Source organism: Actinomadura formosensis, from assembly GCF_050948385.1.
In the GTDB taxonomy this organism is placed as follows: domain Bacteria; phylum Actinomycetota; class Actinomycetes; order Streptosporangiales; family Streptosporangiaceae; genus Spirillospora; species Spirillospora formosensis.
Genome location: NZ_CP192011.1, coordinates 1,067,915 through 1,085,727, shown reverse-complemented (window position 1 = coordinate 1,085,727; position 17,813 = coordinate 1,067,915). Strand labels below are relative to the sequence as shown.

12 protein-coding genes are annotated in these 17,813 nt (G+C 71.6%); 6 read left to right on the top strand and 6 right to left on the bottom strand.

Annotated features, from left to right (window positions below):
* Window position 1: 1 nt before the first annotated feature.
* From ACQP1N_RS05065 to glf, 3 genes are read right to left on the bottom strand one after another with little or no spacing between them, the layout of a single operon-like run.
* Window positions 2-883 (bottom strand): ABC transporter permease, encoded by an 882-nt coding sequence (locus ACQP1N_RS05065; RefSeq protein ID WP_067793304.1) that lies wholly within the window; start codon window positions 881-883, stop codon window positions 2-4.
* Window positions 880-2,871, bottom strand: coding sequence for a glycosyltransferase (locus tag ACQP1N_RS05060; protein ID WP_067793306.1), 1,992 nt, complete (start codon window positions 2,869-2,871; stop codon window positions 880-882). Before ACQP1N_RS05060 ends, ACQP1N_RS05065 begins: the two co-directional genes overlap by 4 nt.
* Entirely contained in the window at window positions 2,868-4,046 is a 1,179-nt protein-coding gene (gene glf, locus ACQP1N_RS05055; RefSeq protein WP_067793308.1) for a UDP-galactopyranose mutase, read from the bottom strand. Before glf ends, ACQP1N_RS05060 begins: the two co-directional genes overlap by 4 nt.
* A gap of 172 nt (window positions 4,047-4,218) precedes the next feature.
* On the opposite strand from glf, the gene ACQP1N_RS05050 reads away from it, so the two are divergent.
* Genes ACQP1N_RS05050 through ACQP1N_RS05040 form a run of 3 tightly spaced genes read left to right on the top strand, consistent with a single transcriptional unit; the run spans window position 4,219 to window position 7,621 of the window.
* Entirely contained in the window at window positions 4,219-5,508 is a 1,290-nt protein-coding gene (locus ACQP1N_RS05050) for a hypothetical protein (protein ID WP_433229383.1), read from the top strand.
* Window positions 5,509-5,516: 8 nt separating this feature from the next.
* A complete protein-coding gene (locus ACQP1N_RS05045) occupies window positions 5,517-6,716 on the top strand; it encodes a hypothetical protein (RefSeq protein WP_433229382.1) in 1,200 nt (399 codons plus the stop codon).
* Complete coding sequence (locus tag ACQP1N_RS05040; protein WP_067793315.1) at window positions 6,713-7,621, top strand: glycosyltransferase; 909 nt, start codon at window positions 6,713-6,715, stop codon at window positions 7,619-7,621. The genes ACQP1N_RS05045 and ACQP1N_RS05040 overlap by 4 nt, the downstream gene beginning before the upstream one ends.
* A gap of 6 nt (window positions 7,622-7,627) precedes the next feature.
* Here ACQP1N_RS05040 and ACQP1N_RS05035 read toward each other — a convergent pair whose 3' ends face one another.
* Window positions 7,628-9,079, bottom strand: a complete 1,452-nt coding sequence (locus ACQP1N_RS05035) for a family 43 glycosylhydrolase (RefSeq protein ID WP_433229381.1) — start codon at window positions 9,077-9,079, stop codon at window positions 7,628-7,630.
* 129 nt (window positions 9,080-9,208) lie between these two features.
* On the opposite strand from ACQP1N_RS05035, the gene ACQP1N_RS05030 reads away from it, so the two are divergent.
* Both ACQP1N_RS05030 and ACQP1N_RS05025 read left to right on the top strand, forming a co-directional pair.
* Window positions 9,209-10,705, top strand: a complete 1,497-nt coding sequence (locus ACQP1N_RS05030) for a sulfatase family protein (RefSeq protein WP_433229380.1) — start codon at window positions 9,209-9,211, stop codon at window positions 10,703-10,705.
* 195 nt (window positions 10,706-10,900) lie between these two features.
* Window positions 10,901-14,053, top strand: a complete 3,153-nt coding sequence (locus ACQP1N_RS05025; protein ID WP_433229379.1) for a hypothetical protein — start codon at window positions 10,901-10,903, stop codon at window positions 14,051-14,053.
* Window positions 14,054-14,107: 54 nt separating this feature from the next.
* Here the strand turns inward: ACQP1N_RS05025 and ACQP1N_RS05020 are convergent, their stop codons facing one another.
* Both ACQP1N_RS05020 and ACQP1N_RS05015 read right to left on the bottom strand, forming a co-directional pair.
* The gene (locus ACQP1N_RS05020) at window positions 14,108-15,082 is read right to left on the bottom strand and encodes a glycosyltransferase (protein ID WP_433229378.1); all 975 of its coding nucleotides are present in this window, start codon (window positions 15,080-15,082) and stop codon (window positions 14,108-14,110) included.
* A gap of 155 nt (window positions 15,083-15,237) precedes the next feature.
* Window positions 15,238-16,677 carry an LCP family protein gene (locus tag ACQP1N_RS05015; protein WP_433229377.1) on the bottom strand — a complete coding sequence of 480 codons (1,440 nt, stop codon included), beginning with the start codon at window positions 16,675-16,677 and terminating at the stop codon, window positions 15,238-15,240.
* A gap of 111 nt (window positions 16,678-16,788) precedes the next feature.
* Here ACQP1N_RS05015 and ACQP1N_RS05010 point away from each other — a divergent pair, with 111 nt between their 5' ends.
* A complete protein-coding gene (locus tag ACQP1N_RS05010) occupies window positions 16,789-17,730 on the top strand; it encodes a DUF6177 family protein (RefSeq protein ID WP_131732350.1) in 942 nt (313 codons plus the stop codon).
* Window positions 17,731-17,813: the final 83 nt, after the last annotated feature.

The following is a 17,813-nucleotide window of genomic DNA, read 5'->3' as shown; positions in this document are numbered from 1 at the left end:
GCTACAACTCCTGGGCGAACCGCTGCTGGGCGCGCGCGAACACCAGACTGCCGGCGAGGAACACGAGCCCGGCCACCGCGAGCGAGATCGCGGCACGGCCGTACATGTCCGGGGGGAAGGTGAAGTCGCCCCGCGTGCCCGGGAACCAGAACGCGCGCTGGAACAGGCTGACCGCGGACACGAGCGGATTGGCCAGGTACGTCTCCAGCACCCAGCCCGGCGCCTGGTCTCGGACATGCCACCAGGGATAGATCATCGGCACCGACCAGGTGATGACGATCATCATGATGTCCACGACCTGCTCCAGATCGCGGAAGAAGACGTTGATCCCGGCGAACAGCAGCCCGATCCCGAGCCCGAGGACGATGATGATCGCGAAGCCGAGCACCGCGCCGGCGAGCCCCGCCGGCGACGGCCGCCAGCCGTACGCGAGCGCGCCGCCCAGCATGATCCCGAACCCCGGCAGGAAGTGCACCAGCGACACCAGCAGCGACGCGACGGGAAACAGCTCGCGCGGCAGGAACACCTTCTTGATCAGCGGACCGTTGCCGGTGACCGAACGGGTGCAGGAGTGGATGGTCTCGGTGAACAGGTTCACCAGCACCATGCCGGAGAACAGGTAGATCGGGAAATGCTCGACGTGGCGGTCCATCCCGAGGAAGACCCCGACCACGAAGAAGTAGACGGAGAAATGCACCGCCGGACGTACATAGGACCAACCGAGACCGAGGAGCGAGCCCTTGTAGCGGGCCTTGAGCTCCCGCCGCACGAGCAGACGCAGCAGGTAACGGTCCTTGAGGACGTGCCGCAGCCCACCGCCGGTGCCCGGCGCGACGAGCGGTGGGAGGCCGCCCGCGTGCGCCGGGACCGTCCGCTCGCTCATTCGCCCGCCGATCCGGCGGCGGCGAACGTCTCCCGCCACGCCTCCGGGGAGGCCAGTTCCTCCGCCGCGGCCCGGTAGCGCGCGGCGAGGTCGTCCCACTCACGGGTGAGCTTGGCATGCAGCAGGCCGCTGCGTTTCATGATGGCCCGGAAACGCTTCGGGTCGCGCTGGTACCAGGTCACCTTCGTGCCGTCCGCGGACGAGACGAGAGCGCTGTCGAACTTCGACAGCATCCCCCAGTGCTGGTCGAGATGCGGGATCGTCGCCTGCGGGTTGCGCAGCGCTTCCTCGTCGACCGGCCCGAGGTGGCGGATGGCGCTGGTCAGCGCGGTCTTGATCACCTTGGACCGGCCCTTGGGCACGTCCGGGTTCCGGCCGCGCCTGGGGGGACGGGTCCGCCGCACGTCGGGGAACTCCTCGACACGCTCACCGGCCTGCGCGTCCGGGAACCCGGCCCGCACCCGGCGGACCTCCTTCACCTTGGTGACCATGCCCGCGTGCATGTGCTCGGGCCCGGCCAGCACGTCCCGCAACGCCATGACCATGAGCTCGGCGGTGGAGTACTGCATGGCGAGCGCGTGCTTCACCGAGATGATGAAGCTCTCCTTCAGCAGGTTGCCGCCCCGCTCGTACGGTGAGTGGAGCAGCGCCGTGACCAGCCGGTTGCGCCAGTGGAAGTACGCCTGCCAGTCGATGCCGTCGTCCTTGTCCTGCCACGGAACGTGCCAGGCCGCCACCCCCGGCAGCGACACGGTGGAGAACCCAGCGGCCCGCGCGCGGACCCCGTACTCGGCGTCGTCCCACTTGATGAACATCGGCATGGACAGCCCGATCTTGCCGATGGTCTCCACCGGGATCAGGCACATCCACCAGCCGTTGTAGTCGGAGTCGACGCGGCGGTGCAGCCACGGCGTCTCCCGCAGCGCGTTGCCCTTCTGCGCGAAGTCGTGCTCCGGCCAGGTGTGCGCGGCCGGCCCCCACCACCAGCGGTAGCGCTCGATCGTCTCGCCGAACGCGTGCAGCTGGGAGCGGACGAACAGGTTGAACATGTGCCCGCCGACGATCGTCGGCGTCTTGGCATGGTCGGCGAACGCGACCGCGCGCAGGATGCCCTCGCTCTCGGTCACCACGTCGTCGTCGAGAAGCAGCACATAGTCGCTGCGGCCGGCCCGGACCGTCTCGTCCATCGCCCGCGCGAAGCCGCCGGAGCCACCTAGATTGCCCTGGTCGATGACGCGCAAGCGGCCACCGAGCCCCGCCTCGGCCGCCGCGAAGTCGGGATGGTCCTCGATGCGGTCGGTGCCCTGGTCGACGACGAAGATCTCGTCGATGACGTCGAGCACCTCCGGCGCCTCACCGAGCGCGATGAGCTGGTCCACGCAGAAGGCGGGACGGTTGAACGTCGTGATGCCGATGCTCGCGGTGCCCTGGCGCCGCACCTGCTCGACGTCGGCGCACCATTCGGCCCGTTCCAGCACCGCGGTGCGCTCCCCGGCCAGCACGTCGAACCAGTACCAGCCGCCGTCCAGGAACGGCTTGAGCGAGAGGGCGAAGGAACGTTCCTCCGCGGTCTCGGAGTCCACCGTCACCGACGCGACCCGGTGCACGTGCCCCTTGGCGCTGGACCGGTAGACGATGACGGTCGCCTCGCCGCGGAGCCGGACCCGCAGGGCGACCTCCTCCACGTGTGTCCAGCGGCGCCAGTACCCGGCGGGGAACGCGTTGAAGTAGGTCGCGAACGACACCCGGCCGCCGACCGGGACCAGGACGGTGCGGCGCCCCGCCTCACCGGCCCGCCCGCCCGTCTCCGGGAACCCGGGCGCGGCCTCCACCGCGCTCTCCTCCGCCACGGCCTCCGCACCCCGGACCATCCGGCCCTCGATGTACAGCGGCAGCACGTCCAGGTCCCGCCCGACCGGCAGCACGACCCGCTGCAGCGTGCGCGGCGTCACCGTCTCCGGCGGGCCGGCGGGGTTCGTCGTCGTCACTCGTCCACTCCTCCGCTGACCAGTCGGGCGCCGCCCGCGAAGTGCGGGCGCAACCGGTTGTCGACCATGCTGAGCGCGGCGCCGATCGCCATGTGCATGTCGAGGTACTGGTAGGTGCCGAGCCGGCCGCCGAACAGGACACCGTCCTCGCGTCGGGCGAGATCCCGGTAGCGCAGCAGCATCGCGCGGTCGTCCGGCGTGTTGACCGGGTAGTACGGCTCGTCCCCGCGCGCCGCCGCGCGGGAGTACTCCCGCATGATCACGGTCTTGTCGCGCGGGTACCACTCCCGTTCCGGGTGGAAGTGCCGGAACTCGTGGATTCGCGTGTAGGGGACGTCCTCGTCGGCGTAGTTCATGACGGACGTGCCTTGGAAGTCGCCGGTCGGCCTGACCTCCATCTCGAAGTCCAGCGTCCGCCAGCCGAGTTCGCCCTCGCGGTAGTCGAAGTAACGGTCGAGGGGGCCGGTGTAGACGACCGGAACCCGCCCGACGAGGTCGTCTCGCCGCTCGAAGAAGTCGGCGCCGAGGCGCACCTCGATGTTCGGGTGGTCGGCCATCCGCTCCAGCCACGCCGTGTAGCCGTCGACCGGGAGCCCCTCGTGCCGGTCGTTGAAGTACCGGTTGTCGAACGTGTACCGCACCGGCAGCCGGGTGATGATCTCCGCCGGGAGTTCCCGCGGGTCGGTCTGCCACTGTTTCGCCGTGTACCCCCGCACGAACGCCTCGTACAGCGGGCGTCCGATGAGCGAGATCGCCTTCTCCTCCAGGTTGCGCGGCCCGCCGTCCGGCACGCCCTCCCCGGCCTGCCGGGCGATGAGCGCGCGGGCCTCGTCCGGGGACATCGCACGGCCGAAGTACTCGCAGATCGTGCCGAGGTTGATGGGCATCGGGTACACCCGGCCCTTGAACGTCGAGAACACCCGGTGCTGGTAGGAGGTGAAGGCGGTGAACCTGTTCGCGTACTCCCACACCCGCTCGTTCGAGGTGTGGAACAGGTGCGCGCCGTAGCGGTGGACCTCGATGCCGGTCTCCGGCTCCGGCTCACTGTAGGCATTGCCGCCGATGTGGTCGCGGCGCTCCAGGACGAGCACGCGAAGGCCCAGCTCGGCCGCGCACCGTTCGGCGACGGTAAGGCCGAAGAACCCGGCACCCACGACAACAAGATCGATCTTCACGGGACGGCGTCCATCTCCATGCGGGGGGCCGGGAGCGAACGGGGCCGGAGCCCCGGGTGATACGCGTTGTTCGCACAGATACCCGGCTAAGATACCGGCTGATCGATCGGCAGCGCCCATGAGCCCGAGGAACGCAGTGGCGGCACCTTCTCCCGAAACTCCCGGGCCCGGCGTGCGTCCGGTGGTGTACCTGCACGTCGGGGCGGCCAAGAGCGGGACGACGTTCCTGCAGAACGTCCTGTGGCACAACCGGGAGCGGCTGCGGTCGCACGGCGTGCTCTACCCGGGCGACGACGACGCCGCGCACGTCAGGGCCGCTTTCGACCTTCGCGAGACGTTCTTCCGCGGCGCGTCGGACCCCCTCGTCCCCGGCGCATGGCCGGACCTGGTCAGCCGGGCCCGCGCCTGGCCCGGCACGACGCTCATCTCGCAGGAGCTGTTCGCGCCCGCGCTGCGCCCGCATGTCGCGCGGGCGCTGGACGACCTCGGCTTCGCCGACGTGCACGTGATCTTCACCGTCCGGGACATGGCCCGGCAGATCCCGGCGCACTGGCAGGAGGACATCAAGAACCGCTTCACCACCTCGTTCGCCGACTTCACCGCGGCACTGCGCCGCCCCGACCGCAACACCGTCAAGGTCGCCCGGCTCTTCTGGGGGCTCCAGGACCCCATCGACGTCCTCGGACGCTGGGCGGAGAACCTTCCGCCGGAGAACGTCCATCTCGTGACGCTTCCACGGCCAGGCGCACCACGCGACCTGCTCTGGAAGCGGTTCTGCCGGGTGGTGGGCGTACCGCCGGAGAGCTGCGACCTGGCCGCCCCCTTCGCGAACCCGTCGCTGGGGCTGCCGGAGACGCAGATTCTGCGCCGGCTGAACGCGTCCCTGGACGAGGCGACCGTCGACTGGCACTTCTACAACGACGAGATCAAGCACCACCTGGCCCAGGACGTGCTCGGCCGCCGGACGGGGTCCCCGCGCATCCAGTTGCCCGCCGAGGACCACGCCTGGGCGGCGGAGCAGGCGGCGGAGACAATCCACCGGCTTCGCGAAGCCGGGTACGACATCGTCGGCGACCTGGAGGAGCTGCGGCCGTCACCCCCCGGAGACGACGCCGGGCGGCATCCCGACGACCCCGACTGGGCCGGCATCGCCGACGCCGCCGACGACACGATCGGAGCGCTGCTCCGGCGGATCGCCGACTCGGAGGCGGAGCTGGCCGGGCTGCCGGCGGGCATCGGGACGCGGAAGGCCGACCAGATCGAACTGCTGCACGCCGACGCGAAACTACTGCGGGAGCGGATCGACCGGCTGTGCGAGGACACCGTCCCCCTCGTCAAACGGGCGGCGCGGACGCTGAGCGAGCGTCACCCGATGGCCGCCCGCCTGCGGGAGACGTACTGGCGGCTTCAGTCCGGCCCACGGGACTCCGTGCCCGCCGCCGAAGAGACGAACACGAGGTGACCGACCGGATGGACCCGACCCAGCCCGACAAGGCCGTGTACCTGCACGTCGGAGCGCCCGCGGCGGGCGGAGCCTTCCTGCAGAAGGCGCTCTGGGCGAACCGGCGGCGCCTCGCGAAAGACGGCGTCCGCTATCCCGTCGCCGGTCCCCTGGAGCATTTCGGGGCGGTCATGGACCTGCGCGACATGACGTGGGGCGGTCACCGGGACCCGGCCTGGGAGGGCGCGTACGAGCGGGTGGCGGAGCGGGCACGCGGCTGGCGCGGGCACACGGTCGTCCTGTCCCAGGAGCTTCTCGGTGGAGCGGACGAGCAACAGGTCGAGCGGGCCGTCACCTCGTTCGGGGACGCCGAGGTGCACATCGTGTTCGCGACCCGTGACCTCGGCACGCAGCTCATCCTGGATTGGCAGGAGCAGATCCGCCACACCCACACCATCACCTTCGAGCGGTTCGTGGCCGACCTGGTCGAGCACGGCATCGACGCGCCCGAGCCGTACGGGGAGATGTTCTGGGGCCTGCACGATCCGGTCCGGGTTCTGCGGGCGTGGGAGACGGCGGTGCCACGCGAGCGCATCCACGTGATCACGCTTCCGCCCTCCTGGAACGCTCCGGGGCTGCTGTGGCGGCGGTTCTGCGAGCTGACCGGCATCGACGCCGCCCGGTACGACGTGGCGGGCATACCGGACGACCGGCCGCTGTCGGTGATCGAGGCGGAACTGATGCGGCGGCTGAACGGCAAGCTGGCGGCGGCACTCGGCGGCGAGTACGAGGACGTCGTCCGCGCCCACCTCATCGGGCATGCGCTCAGCGCGGGCGCCGAGGCCGGCGGGGTCGGCGGCGGCGCCCCGATGGCCCTGCCGGACGAGCACGCCACCTGGGCGGCCCGGCGCACGGCCGAGGTCGTCGACGGCATCCGGACGGCGGGCTACCGGGTGCACGGTGACCTGGCCGAGCTGGCGGCGGCACCCCGTCCCGAGCAGGCCGTCATGCCGGGTGAGCTTCCCGACCGGGAGGTGGCCACGGCGCTGATCGCGGTCATCGCCGAGCTGCTGACGCGGCTCGCGGAGGTGCGCGAACGGGTCGGCCTCGCCCAGCTGCACGCCGACCTCGCCAGTGTGCGGGACGGTCTCGACCGGCTCATGGAGACCGCCGCCGTGCCGAACCCGGCGCTGCGGCGCGCCGCCAAGCGCGCGGGCATGGGCCGATGAGCCCGGTCGTCGCCGCGGTCGTCGTCACGTTTCGGCGGCAGGAGCTGCTGACCGAGGCGCTGACGGCGCTGCGGTCGCAGAGCCGCGTCCCGGACCGGGTCATCGTCGTGGACAACGCATCCGGCGACGGGACGCCGGAGCTGGTCCGCGCCCGGTTCCCAGAGACCGAGCTGCTGGAGCTTCCCGTCAACACGGGCGGCGCCGGCGGGTTCGCCGCGGGCATCGCACACGCACTCACGGGGGAGGCCGATCTTCTCTGGTTACTGGACGACGACACCGTTCCCGAGCCCGGTGCCCTCAAGGCGTTGCTCGCCGCCGAGCCGGGCGGTGGCGGCAACGCGCCCGTCCTGGTCGCCAGCCGCGTCGTGTGGACGGACGGCCGCGACCATCCGATGAACACCCCGCGCCGCAAGCCGCGGGCGTCGTCGTCCGAGCTGGCCCTGGCGGAGGCGGTGAACGGCTATCCGATCCGGTCCGCCTCGTTCGTGTCCGTGCTGATCGACGCGCGCCACGTGCGTGAGAGGGGACTGCCCATCGCGGACTACTTCCTGTGGAACGACGACTTCGAGTTCACCATGCGGATCCTGCGCGGCCGGCGCGGGCTGCTGTCCCGCGACAGCGTGGTCGTCCACAAGACCGTGACCTTCGGCTCGACCGATGCAGATCCAGGTCCGCGCTTCTACTACGAGGTACGCAACAAGGTGTGGCTCTTCACCCGCAGCCGCGCCCTGTCCCCCACCGAACGTCTCCTCTACGGTGGCTCGACCCTGCGGCGCTGGGTCCGAACCTTCGCCGGCTCCCAAGACCGGGCCGCCCTGCTCCGCTGCCTGGCACGCGGGCTCGGCGACGGTCTGCGCAAGCGGCCCCGTCCCACCGCCGAGGTACTCCGCGACCTCGGGATCTGACGCGGGTCAGCCGACCTCGAAGTAGTCGAGCTGGCCCGCTCCCGTCACCTGACGCAGCGCGAGAACGTTCTGGCCCGAGACAAGGTCGACCTCCACCTTGGCCGACGCCCATTCGTCCTCTCCCGTCGTACGCAGGTTCACCGGGACGGCCGCGCGCCCGTTCACGATCAGCTGCTGCGTGCCCGGCCGCCCGGACCGATTCGCATACCGGATCTGCACGGTGTACCGGCCGGTCTCGGGTGCGGCCGCGTCCAATTCGATCTGGCAGCCGCCCTGCGCGAGCGGCGCGAGGGCCTTGCCCGCGGAGGCGCGCGGACGGCCGACGACGGTGGCGCAGGTCCCAATACGAGCGTTCTCCGCTTCGTACCGGACGGGGACACCGCGTAGCACGGGACGGGGACCGTCCCAGCCGAGGCTCGCGACGTACATGCCCCGGGTCACCTGCGAGTCGCCGTGGAACTCCAGGATTCCGTGGAAGACCAGATGGTCGCCGGCGGCATCGGTGACGATGCTCGCCCCGCCCGGCCCCTTGACCTTCCCGTCGTAACCGCCGGTGGACTGCACCGGGTCCGGCGCCTTCACGTAAGGTCCGGCCAGCGACGACGCCACCGCGTACCTGGTCTGATAATTGGTCTCGAAGTACCAGCCGGCGGAGTACAGCAGAACGTACTTGCCGCCCCGGTGCACGAGGGCGGGCGACTCCACCAGAACGGGATCGTTCCCGCCCCTGCCCATGATCTCGGTGGGCGGCCCGGCCAGATACAGTCCGTCCGGGCTCAGCCGCACCAGGTAGATCGCCGCCGTCGTCCGGGCGTCGGTCTTGTAGAGCAGGTAGCGGGTGCCGTCACGCTCGATGAAGGACGACGCGTCGATGGCTCCGCCGAGTTCCGCGGGGCACACCAGCGGCCCACCCTCCAGGGCCGCGAAGGGGCCGGCCGGGGACGCCGACGTCGCGACACCGATGCACTGCAGGTCCCGGTTCTTCACCCGCGCCGAGAAGTACAGCAGGTAGCCGCCGTTACCGGGCCCGGGGGGCACGACCTCGGGCGCCCACGTCCGGCCTTCGGCGGCCCAGGACGGCAGGTGCGCGAGTCCGTCACCGGGCAGTCTCTCCCAGGGGCCGGTGACCGTCGGCGCGCTCTCGACCGGCATGTTGACGCCGGCGTTGGTGCCGTAGGCGTAGTAGGTGTTCCCGGCCTTGATGACGGCGGGATCGGCGAAGGAGTCCCGGATCACCGGCTCGGCCGGGGAGTAGCCCGGGGCGGTCACCGGCGTGGCCGTCCCCGCCGGGGCGGGTGTCACCGGTGCGGCGCCGCGCGCCGGGGCCGTGCCGCCGGAGGAGCCCGCTCGCAGGCCGGGCACCAGGCTGCCGGCGAGCAGGATCAGCAACGCGATGAGTCCCGTGATCGCCGCGCCCGCGACCAGCGGAACCACCGGACCGGTCGGTCGAGAGTTCACGGCCCTCCTCCTGGGACATTCCGCATGATGCCAACAGCCGGCGGCCACCGCGAACCATCAAGGTCGCGACAAGCCGGGCACACACCTCGGTACGCTGCAACCCGGCGTACCTGATCAAGGAGAGGCGGAGTGTTCCGATCCCGGCGGCACCGACCGCCCTTCCCCCTTCTCTTCGTCGTCCTCACCGGACTGCTGCTCGGCGCCTGCTCCGGCGGCATCGGACAGGACCGGAAAGACAGGACGCTCGTGAAGAGGCCGAACATCGTGTTCGTGCTCACCGACGACCTGTCGTGGGACCTGCTCCCCTACATGCCGCAGGTGCAGCGCATGCAACGCGAGGGGCTCACCTTCCAGAACTTCCTCATGGCGGACTCCCTCTGCTGCACGTCCCGGGCCACGATCTTCACGGGAATGTATCCGCACAACACCGGGGTGCGGACGAACTTCCCGCCGGACGGCGGCTACCACGTCTTCCAGCGCAAAGGCGGCGAGCAGGCGTCGTTCGCGCCCGCGCTCCAGAAGGCCGGCTACCGCACCGCCATGCTGGGCAAGTACATGAACGGGTACGAGCCCCGGGACCGAAGCGGCCTGCCGCGGAAGGTCCCGCCGGGCTGGAGCGAGTGGTACGTCGGGGGCAACGGCTATCCCGAGTTCGGCTACGAACTGAACGAGAACGGCCGCCCCGTCCACTACGGGCACCGGCCGAAGGACTACCTGACCGATGTGCTCGCCGACAAGAGCACCGACTTCGTCCAGCGCGCCGGCGGCTCCGGGCAGCCGTTCTTCCTGGAGATCGCGACGTTCGCACCGCACGGGCCGTTCATCCCCGCGCCCCGGCACGCCACGGCGTTCCCCCGTCTCAGGGCACCCCGGCCGCCGTCGTTCAACGAGCCCGACATCAGCGACAAGCCGTCCTGGCTGCGGAAGCATCGCAAGCTGGGGCCACGCCGGCTCACCCACATCGACGACTCCTTCCGCAACCGGGCCCGGATGGTGCAGTCGGTGGACGAGATGGTCGGCCGGATCCGTTCGACGCTGAAGACACTCGGCCGGGACAAGGACACCTACGTCATCTTCGGCTCCGACAACGGATTCCACCTCGGCGAGCACCGGCTCGCCGGCGGCAAGATGACCCCGTACACAAGCGACATCCGCGTCCCGTTCGTCTTCACCGGGCCCGGTATCCCCGCGGGCGGCCGGGCGGACGCCATCACGCAGAACACCGACCTCGCCCCCACCTTCCTCGACATGGCGGGCCTCCGGGTTCCCGGCTCCGCCGACGGCCGGTCACTCGTCCCGTTCCTGCGCGGCGACACCCCGGACGATTGGCGGCAGACGGCACTGATCGAGCACGTCAAGCCGCCGTTCTCCGCCGCGGACCCGGATCGCCAGGACTCCCTGCCCGGCTCGCCGGCAACGTACAACGCACTGCGCACCACCGACATGCTGTACGTCGAGTACGCCGACGGTGAGCGGGAGTACTACGACCTCACCCGCGACCCGCACAATCTCGACAACCTCGCCGGGACGCTGCCGGAGGAGCGACGGCGGCGGCTCTCCGCGCTGCTGTACGCGTTGACCCACTGCTCGGGCGCGAACTGCGCATCCGCGGGCCGGAGCCGATAGCGGGAAGGCGGGACATGCAGCTCACCAATCTGAGCAAGGACGCCGGGGCGAAGATGATGACCTGGATGGACGAGCAGCTCAGCGGACATTAGAAAATTCCGTCCCGTTTGCGCCGCTATCATCGCTGGCGTCGTGCGGGCCGCGCGGGCGACAGGATAGCGACGTGACATCGACCCTGATGCTGGGAGAGCGGGTGTGACTCCAACCGGAAAACCGGATGACGACCACGAGGGTGAGCGTCCCGAACCCGGGCGGCCGGACCAGGGCCCGCCTCCCCCGCAGTGGCTGAACGACGGGCAGGCGCCCGGTCCGGTCGCGCTCCTGCCCGAGGACGCCCCTGAGCCGGGAGGGTCCGGCGGCGACCGTCCCGAGGACGAGTCCGAGGACGACGCGGAGGCCGAGATGGCCGACCGCACCCGGATGGAGCGCACCGTCGTCGTCCCGCAGCCCGAGGGGTCGCCTCGGACCGTCGTGATCGCGCGCGAACCCTCCGCGGAGGAGGAGACCGATTCCCCGGCGGCGACCGGGCCGGCGGCCCCGGCCGCGCAGCCCGCTCCCCCGGCCACGTCCACCGACATGCCAGCGCCCCCGCCGTTCCCCTACGCGCAGCAGATCCCCGACACGCCCCTCCCACGGGCACCCGAGCCGTTCCCTTACGCGCAGCAGATCCCGGACGCCGCGCGGGCGGAGCGTCCGCCCGCCGCGCAGCACCCGTCCGCGCCGAACCCGCCGGCTCCCCGTCCGCCCGGTCAGAACCCGCCCGCGGCGAGTTCCCTCGCGCAGAGCCCGCCGGCCCCCGAGCCGTTCCCCTACGCGCAGGAGATCCCCGGCACCCCCGCCCCACAGACGCCCGAGCCGTTCCCCTACGCGCAGCAGATCCCGGGCACGCCCGCGGCTCCACCCGCTTCTCCACCGGCCGGAGAGTCGTTCCCCTACGCGCAGCAGATTCCGAGCGGGCCGCCGCAGGAGGCCGCCCACCCGGCGGCGCCGCCACCGGTCATCGAGGAACCCTGGCGGACGACGCCGCAGGGCAAGGCCAAGGAGCGGCGGAAGAACATCAAGAAGCCGCTGCTCATCGGCGTCGCCGGGTTGGCGGCGGCCGCCCTTGTGGCGGCCGGCGGGTTCTTCTTCCTGGCGGGCGGTGACGACAGCACGACCGGCGCCGCCGGTGGCGACGTCACGCTGGCGGGTTCGATGTTCGGTGCGAACTCCGCGGGCACCACCGACGGACGCGACCAGCGCCTCACGGACGTGGCGGCGGCGGGCTCCACCGTCGTCGCCATCGGCGGCGAATCCGACACCTCGGGTTCGCGTGGCCAGTTCCTCGTCTCCGCTGACGGCGGACGCACCTTCTCCTCCGGCAAGGTGACCGGGCCCGGCGGCGGGGAGCCGCCGCCGAACGAGGTCCCCCGGACGGTGACCGGATCCGCCAAGGGCTGGGTCGCGCTCGGCGGCCGCGACGGCGGCGCCGTGGTGTGGGCGAGCCGCGACGGCCGGACCTGGCAGCGGCTGCCCGACAAGGCCGCGCAGTCCTTCGGCAAGGGCACCCGCGTGAAGGACGTCTACGCCGCCCCGGACGGTTTCGTCGCCATCGGCGCCACCTCCCGGAAGGGCGACTTCAGCGATGCCGAACCCGCGGTGTGGACGTCCGCGGACGGCCGGAGCTGGCAGGTCCGGTCGGGTGACCGGCTGGACCTTCCGGTCAAGAAGGGCGAGGTCACGCTGGTGACCGTCGCCTCGTCCGGGAACGTTCTGCTGCTGGAGGGCGTGCACCGCCCGGATCCGAAGAAGCCCGCGAGGGCCCGGAAGGTGTGGCGGTCCGAGGACGGTGGCGGCACGTGGACCGAGTCCATCATCCCGGTGCCGAAGGGCAGCCGGGGCCTGATGATCGGCGGCGGCGCGGACGGCTTCCTCGCGGTCCGCGAGATCAAGGGCGGCGGCCAGTTCTTCTCCTCCACCGACGGCGAGAAGTGGACGAAGGTCGGCAAGCTGGCAGTCTCCGGCTACCAGCAGGTCGAGGCCGTGCTCAGCGACGACCAGGGCTTCGCGGCCATCGTCGGCCGCGGGCGGGACAGGCTGATCTCGCGGAGCGCCGACGGCCGCACCTGGAAGGACGCCGGGACCGTCCCGGCACCGCGCGGCCTGATCGTCCGGGGCGCGGCCCTCGCTGGTGGGCAGAGCATCCTGGTCGGCGCGCAGGACGGCGGCGGCGACACGGACGCCCTGCTGAGCGTGCACGACGGGAACGGCGGAGACGTCCCCATCGACCTGTCCAAGGTGCCCGGCGCGGTGCGGCCCGACCTGGCGGTCACCGCGCTGGCGGCGGACGGCGGCAAGGCGGTGGCGGTCGGCAGCGCGGCCGGCGAGGCGGCCACCTGGGTCTCCGCGGACGGCAAGACCTGGAACCGTGCCCGCGGTGTCGGCGCGGCCCTGTCCCGGCCCGGCCCGCAGCGGCTGCTCGGCGTCACCGCCGGCGCCAAGGGCTGGCTCGCCGTCGGGTTCGACCAGGCCAGACCGCGGCGGCCGCTCGTGGTGACGTCCGCCGACGGGTCGAGCTGGCAGGCGGCCGACCAGTCGGAGGTGTTCAAGGCCGGCCGGCACGAACTCGTCACCTACGGTGCCGCATCGGCCCCCGCCGGGTACGTGGTCGTGGGTGAGGACGGGCTGTCCGCGGCCACCTGGTTCTCCCCGGACCTGAAAACCTGGATGCGCGGAACGGGCGTCGGGAACAGCGGGCTCAAGGCGCTCCCCAACTCCAACCGGTGGCTGCGGTCGGTGGCGGGCGGGCCGTTCGGCTTCGCTGCGGCCGGGGGCCTGCGCGACCCCGCCGCGCCCCAGCAGTCCGGCTACCGCCCCGCCGTGTGGACGTCGTCCGACGGCAAGCAGTGGACGCTCAAGCAGCTTCCCCTTCCCTCGGGCGTGCAGGAGGGCGTGCTGACGCAGATCAGCGCGAAGGACAACACGCTCGTGGCGACCGGCAACGGCCGTAAGGCGTCGGGCCGGATCGCGATCGGATATCTGTCGGGCGACGGCGGCCGCACCTGGAAGCCGGTCGACCTTCCGTCGCCGGACGGCACGAAGAACCTTGAGGTGCTGAGCCTGACCGCGACCCCTGACGGGTTCGCCGCGGCCGGCACGAGCGGGCCCGTCGGGGCCACCGACGTGGTGTCGTGGACGTCCTCGGACGGGGCGACGTGGAAGGGCGCGCTCCTCGACGCCAAGGGCCTGTCCGGCGCGGGCGACCAGCAGATCACCGGCTTGGCCGTCTTCAAGAACGCGCTGCTCGGCGTCGGCGGAACCTCCCGTCAATCCGAGGCGCAGCCCGTCCTGTGGAGCAGGAAGAGCTGAGCACGCCACCCTCGGTGCCGGGCACTCCGGCGCCGAGGGCATCGCCGCCGGTGCTCAGCGGGCGGGCGGCGCCGGGGGCTCCGGTTGCGGGGTGAGAGGCCCCGGCTGCGGGGGCGGCTGCTCTCGGCGGCGGACGTGGCGGGGGATGTAGGTGAGGGCGCCGGGCGGGGTGCCGGCGCGGTCGCGGGAGCGGTTGCGGCGGGAGCCGTAGGGGGCGACGACGGCGCGGTAGAACGGTTTGCGGATCATGGTGGGGACGAGGCGGTAGCCGCCGCGGACCACGACGTTGCGCCAGTACTGCGGCTGGGAGATGAAGCCCTCGCGGAGCATCTCGCGCTGCAGCCGCAGTTCGGAGCGGAGCAGTTCACGGCCGCCGCGGCGTTCGTAGGCGCCCTCGCCGACGCGGTAGTAGACGAGGGGTTCGGCGATGTTCACCATCCGCGCGCCGTTGGCGATCATGCGGACGAACAGCCAGTAGTCCTCCATGAGGGGGAGATCGCCATAGCCGCCGGCGGCGACGACGGCGCTGCGCCGGTAGACGACCGTGGGGTGGTTGAACGGGTCGTGGAGGCGCGAGTAGCGGGCGATGTCGGCGGGGTCGCTCGGCGGGATGCGGCGGCCGACGACGTCGGTGATGTCGGTGCCGAATTCCAGGAGCCCGGCGCCTACGAGGTCGGCTCCGGCGCGCACGAGCGGAACCTGGGTCTGGAAGCGGTGCGGCATGGCGACGTCGTCGGCGTCCATGCGGGCGACGATGTCGTACCAGGCGGCGTGCAGGCCCGCGTCGAGGGCGGGGCCGAGGCCGCGGTTGTGCTCCAGGTGGACGAACGCCACCCGCACCGGGCTGCCCTCGACGAGTTCGCGCAGGCAGGCGGACAGTTCGGGCGGGACGGGGCCGTCCTGGACGAGGACCACCTGGTCGGGACGGAGGGTCTGCAGGTGCACGGCGCTCCGGAACGCGTCTCGTACATGCTCCGCCTGATCGCCGCCGTAGACGGTCATTAACAGGGTGAAGGGTTCGGGCTGCATGCGTCCGTTCCGGGGGGAGCGTTGCCCGGTAAAGCCCTGTGCGGGGGCGGCTTCGCGGGCCAGGGTCGGGATTCGAGTCGGCCGTCCTACAGAGGACGCTTTAGTGCGGTTAATGGTTTGCGCGGGCCAAGATACCGGTGCGGCGCATGGCCAGATCAGGTCGGAGCGCAAATGTTACGGTCGCCGCGGATCTCGCCCGCCATTTTCGGAACCGTCGGTGTCAGCGCGCGCAGTTCGGCGCCGTCCTTGCCGATGACGAGGTAGACGTAGCCGGGCCTGGCGGACGCCCAGGGGCGCGGCTGGGGCCCGGGGACGGCGATCGCGAGGCGCGCGGCCTGCCGTTCGGCGCCCACACCGTAGAGGATCATCGTGCGGGGGTACCGCTTCTTGCTGGTGCCGACCTTGACGATCTGGAAGCCGCGCTCGCCGAGCTGGTCGGCGGTCCGCCGGGCGAGGCCCTGGGCACTGGAGGCGTTGTAGACGCCGACCTTCACCTGCGCCGGCGGGACGGGCGGCACCTTGTTCTGCGCGGGCACCGGCGCGGGGGCGGGCTCGGGGAGCTTGTTGTCCTCGCGGACGGCCTTGAACAGCGGCTCGGCGAGCGCCTGGTTGAACTGGACGCGGTTCTTGTCCTGCGGATACGGCTGCACCGGCACGGTGACGAACCGGACCTTCCCCGCGCTCATCCCGCTCAGGCCGGAAGCGAGTTTCTGCATCACCGACAGCGTGAGCCGGTCGTCCGCCTTGATGGACTTGGTCGCGGCGGAGAGGAAGTCGTAGGTCCGTCCCGGGTCGGTGAGCATGCCCTTGTCGGTGGCCTTCTTGACGACCGACGCCATGAACGCCTGCTGCCGCCTGATCCGGTCGAGGTCGGAGCCGTCGCCGAGCACGTACCGGGTGCGGACGTAGCCGAGCGCCTGGTCGCCGCGGACGGTCTGCCGGCCGGCCCTGAGGTGCAGTTCGGCCTTGGGGTCGTCGACGCGCTTCGGGACGCAGATCTCGACGCCGCCGAGCGCGTCCACGACCCGTTTGAAGCCGGCGAAGTCGACCTCGACGTAGTGGTCGATGTGGATCCTGGTGAGCGACTCGATCGTGCGCCAGGTGCAGGCCGGGCCGCCGTTGGAGAAGGCCGCGTTGATCATCCCGAACTGGGCGGGGACGGTCGTGCCGTTCTTCTTCCTGCACGGCGGCATCTGCACCATCGAGTCGCGCGGGAAGCTGATGCCGATGGCGCTCTCGCCGCCGGGCGAGATGTGCAGCAGGATCGTGGTGTCGGAGCGCTGCCCGGCCTCGACGCCGTACCGGGCGTTCTCCCCGGCGCGGCTGTCGGACCCCATCACCAGGATGTTCAGCGAACTGTTGAGCTTGGGCGGGCGGTGCTCGCCCAGCCGGTCGTCGACGTGCTCGCGGTCGATCTGGCCGTCCAGCCGCCGCCAGAACCCGTAGGCGGTGAGGCTGCCGGCGACGAGCCCGACCGACAGCACGACCGACACCCAGCCGAGCACGCGCCACAGACGCCCCCGCACCGGCGGTTCCGGTGGCGGTGGGGCGTTGCCCGCGTAGTACACGGGAGAGGGCGCGGCGGCTCGCTGCATCCGTAACATTTCAGCACAGATTAGAAAAGGGGCACGCGTGTCACTGGAAAGTATCCGGTGATCAGGTCGCCCGGCCATCGAGGGTCCCCGGTGACTAGACTCCCGGACGAGATGAGCACCGTAGACGCGCTGACCGACCAAGCAATGGTCGTCCTCCAGGACCGGCCGGTCGTGCCGCTGAGCGCCTGGCTGGACCGGGCCCTCGCCGACTGCGCCGAGACCGGCCGCACCCTGCAGCTCGTCACGCCGCTGGACTCCCGGCTGACGCTTCCGCTGCGCACCGCCGCGTCCGGCACCGGCGTGCAGTGGATCGTACGCAACGGCGACGGCTACTACGAGGGCCTGACCGGACGGCCGATGAAGTGGGGCGGCGCGACGTTCGTCCCGGTGCCCGAGGCCCGCGACTACGCACCCGGATACACCACCCGCCCGACCGCGCCGATCGGTTCGCAGCTCACCCTCGTCTACCGGATCCGGCACGGCACCGAGGGCGACCTCGCCGGGACGGTCGAGCGGCTCCTGCAACTGCTCACCGGCAAGTACCCGTCCGGGCTCGGCCCCGCCGAACCGCTGGAGCACCCGTGGCGCCGCGACCGGCTCACCGAGTACGTGCGCGGACGTTCCACCGTGCGGCTCGTCGTCGGCGGCGACGGGCCCCGTCCGGCGCAGGCGATCTGCGACTACACGGCCGCCGAGGGCGGCGCCGTCGCCGAGGTCAGCACCGTCACCGTCGGCTACGCGCCCGAGGACCCGCCGCCCCTGCGGCACCTTCCCTCGCTCGTCGGCGCGCTGGCCGCCGACCAGCCGATCGCGTCGCTGTTCGTCCAGCTCACCCCGGGCCGCGCCGACCTCACCACCGAGCCGCGCTGGACGGGCGCGGCCGCGCCGGTCGCGCTCGCGGTCGCGGGCACCGTCACCGGCCCCCACGCCATCCCCGGGCAGCCGGTCGGGCCGGCGCGCGCACCGCTGACGTTCTTCCCACTGGGGGACGGCCGCTCGCCGGACGGCTGGCAGCGGCACAGCCTGCTCATGCAGCACCTCCAATCGGCCTGATCCGGCCGCCGGGGGTACGCGGCGCCCAAAGCGGGCCTTCCACCCCATGGACGCCGCATACGCCGCACAGGGCTGATGATCTA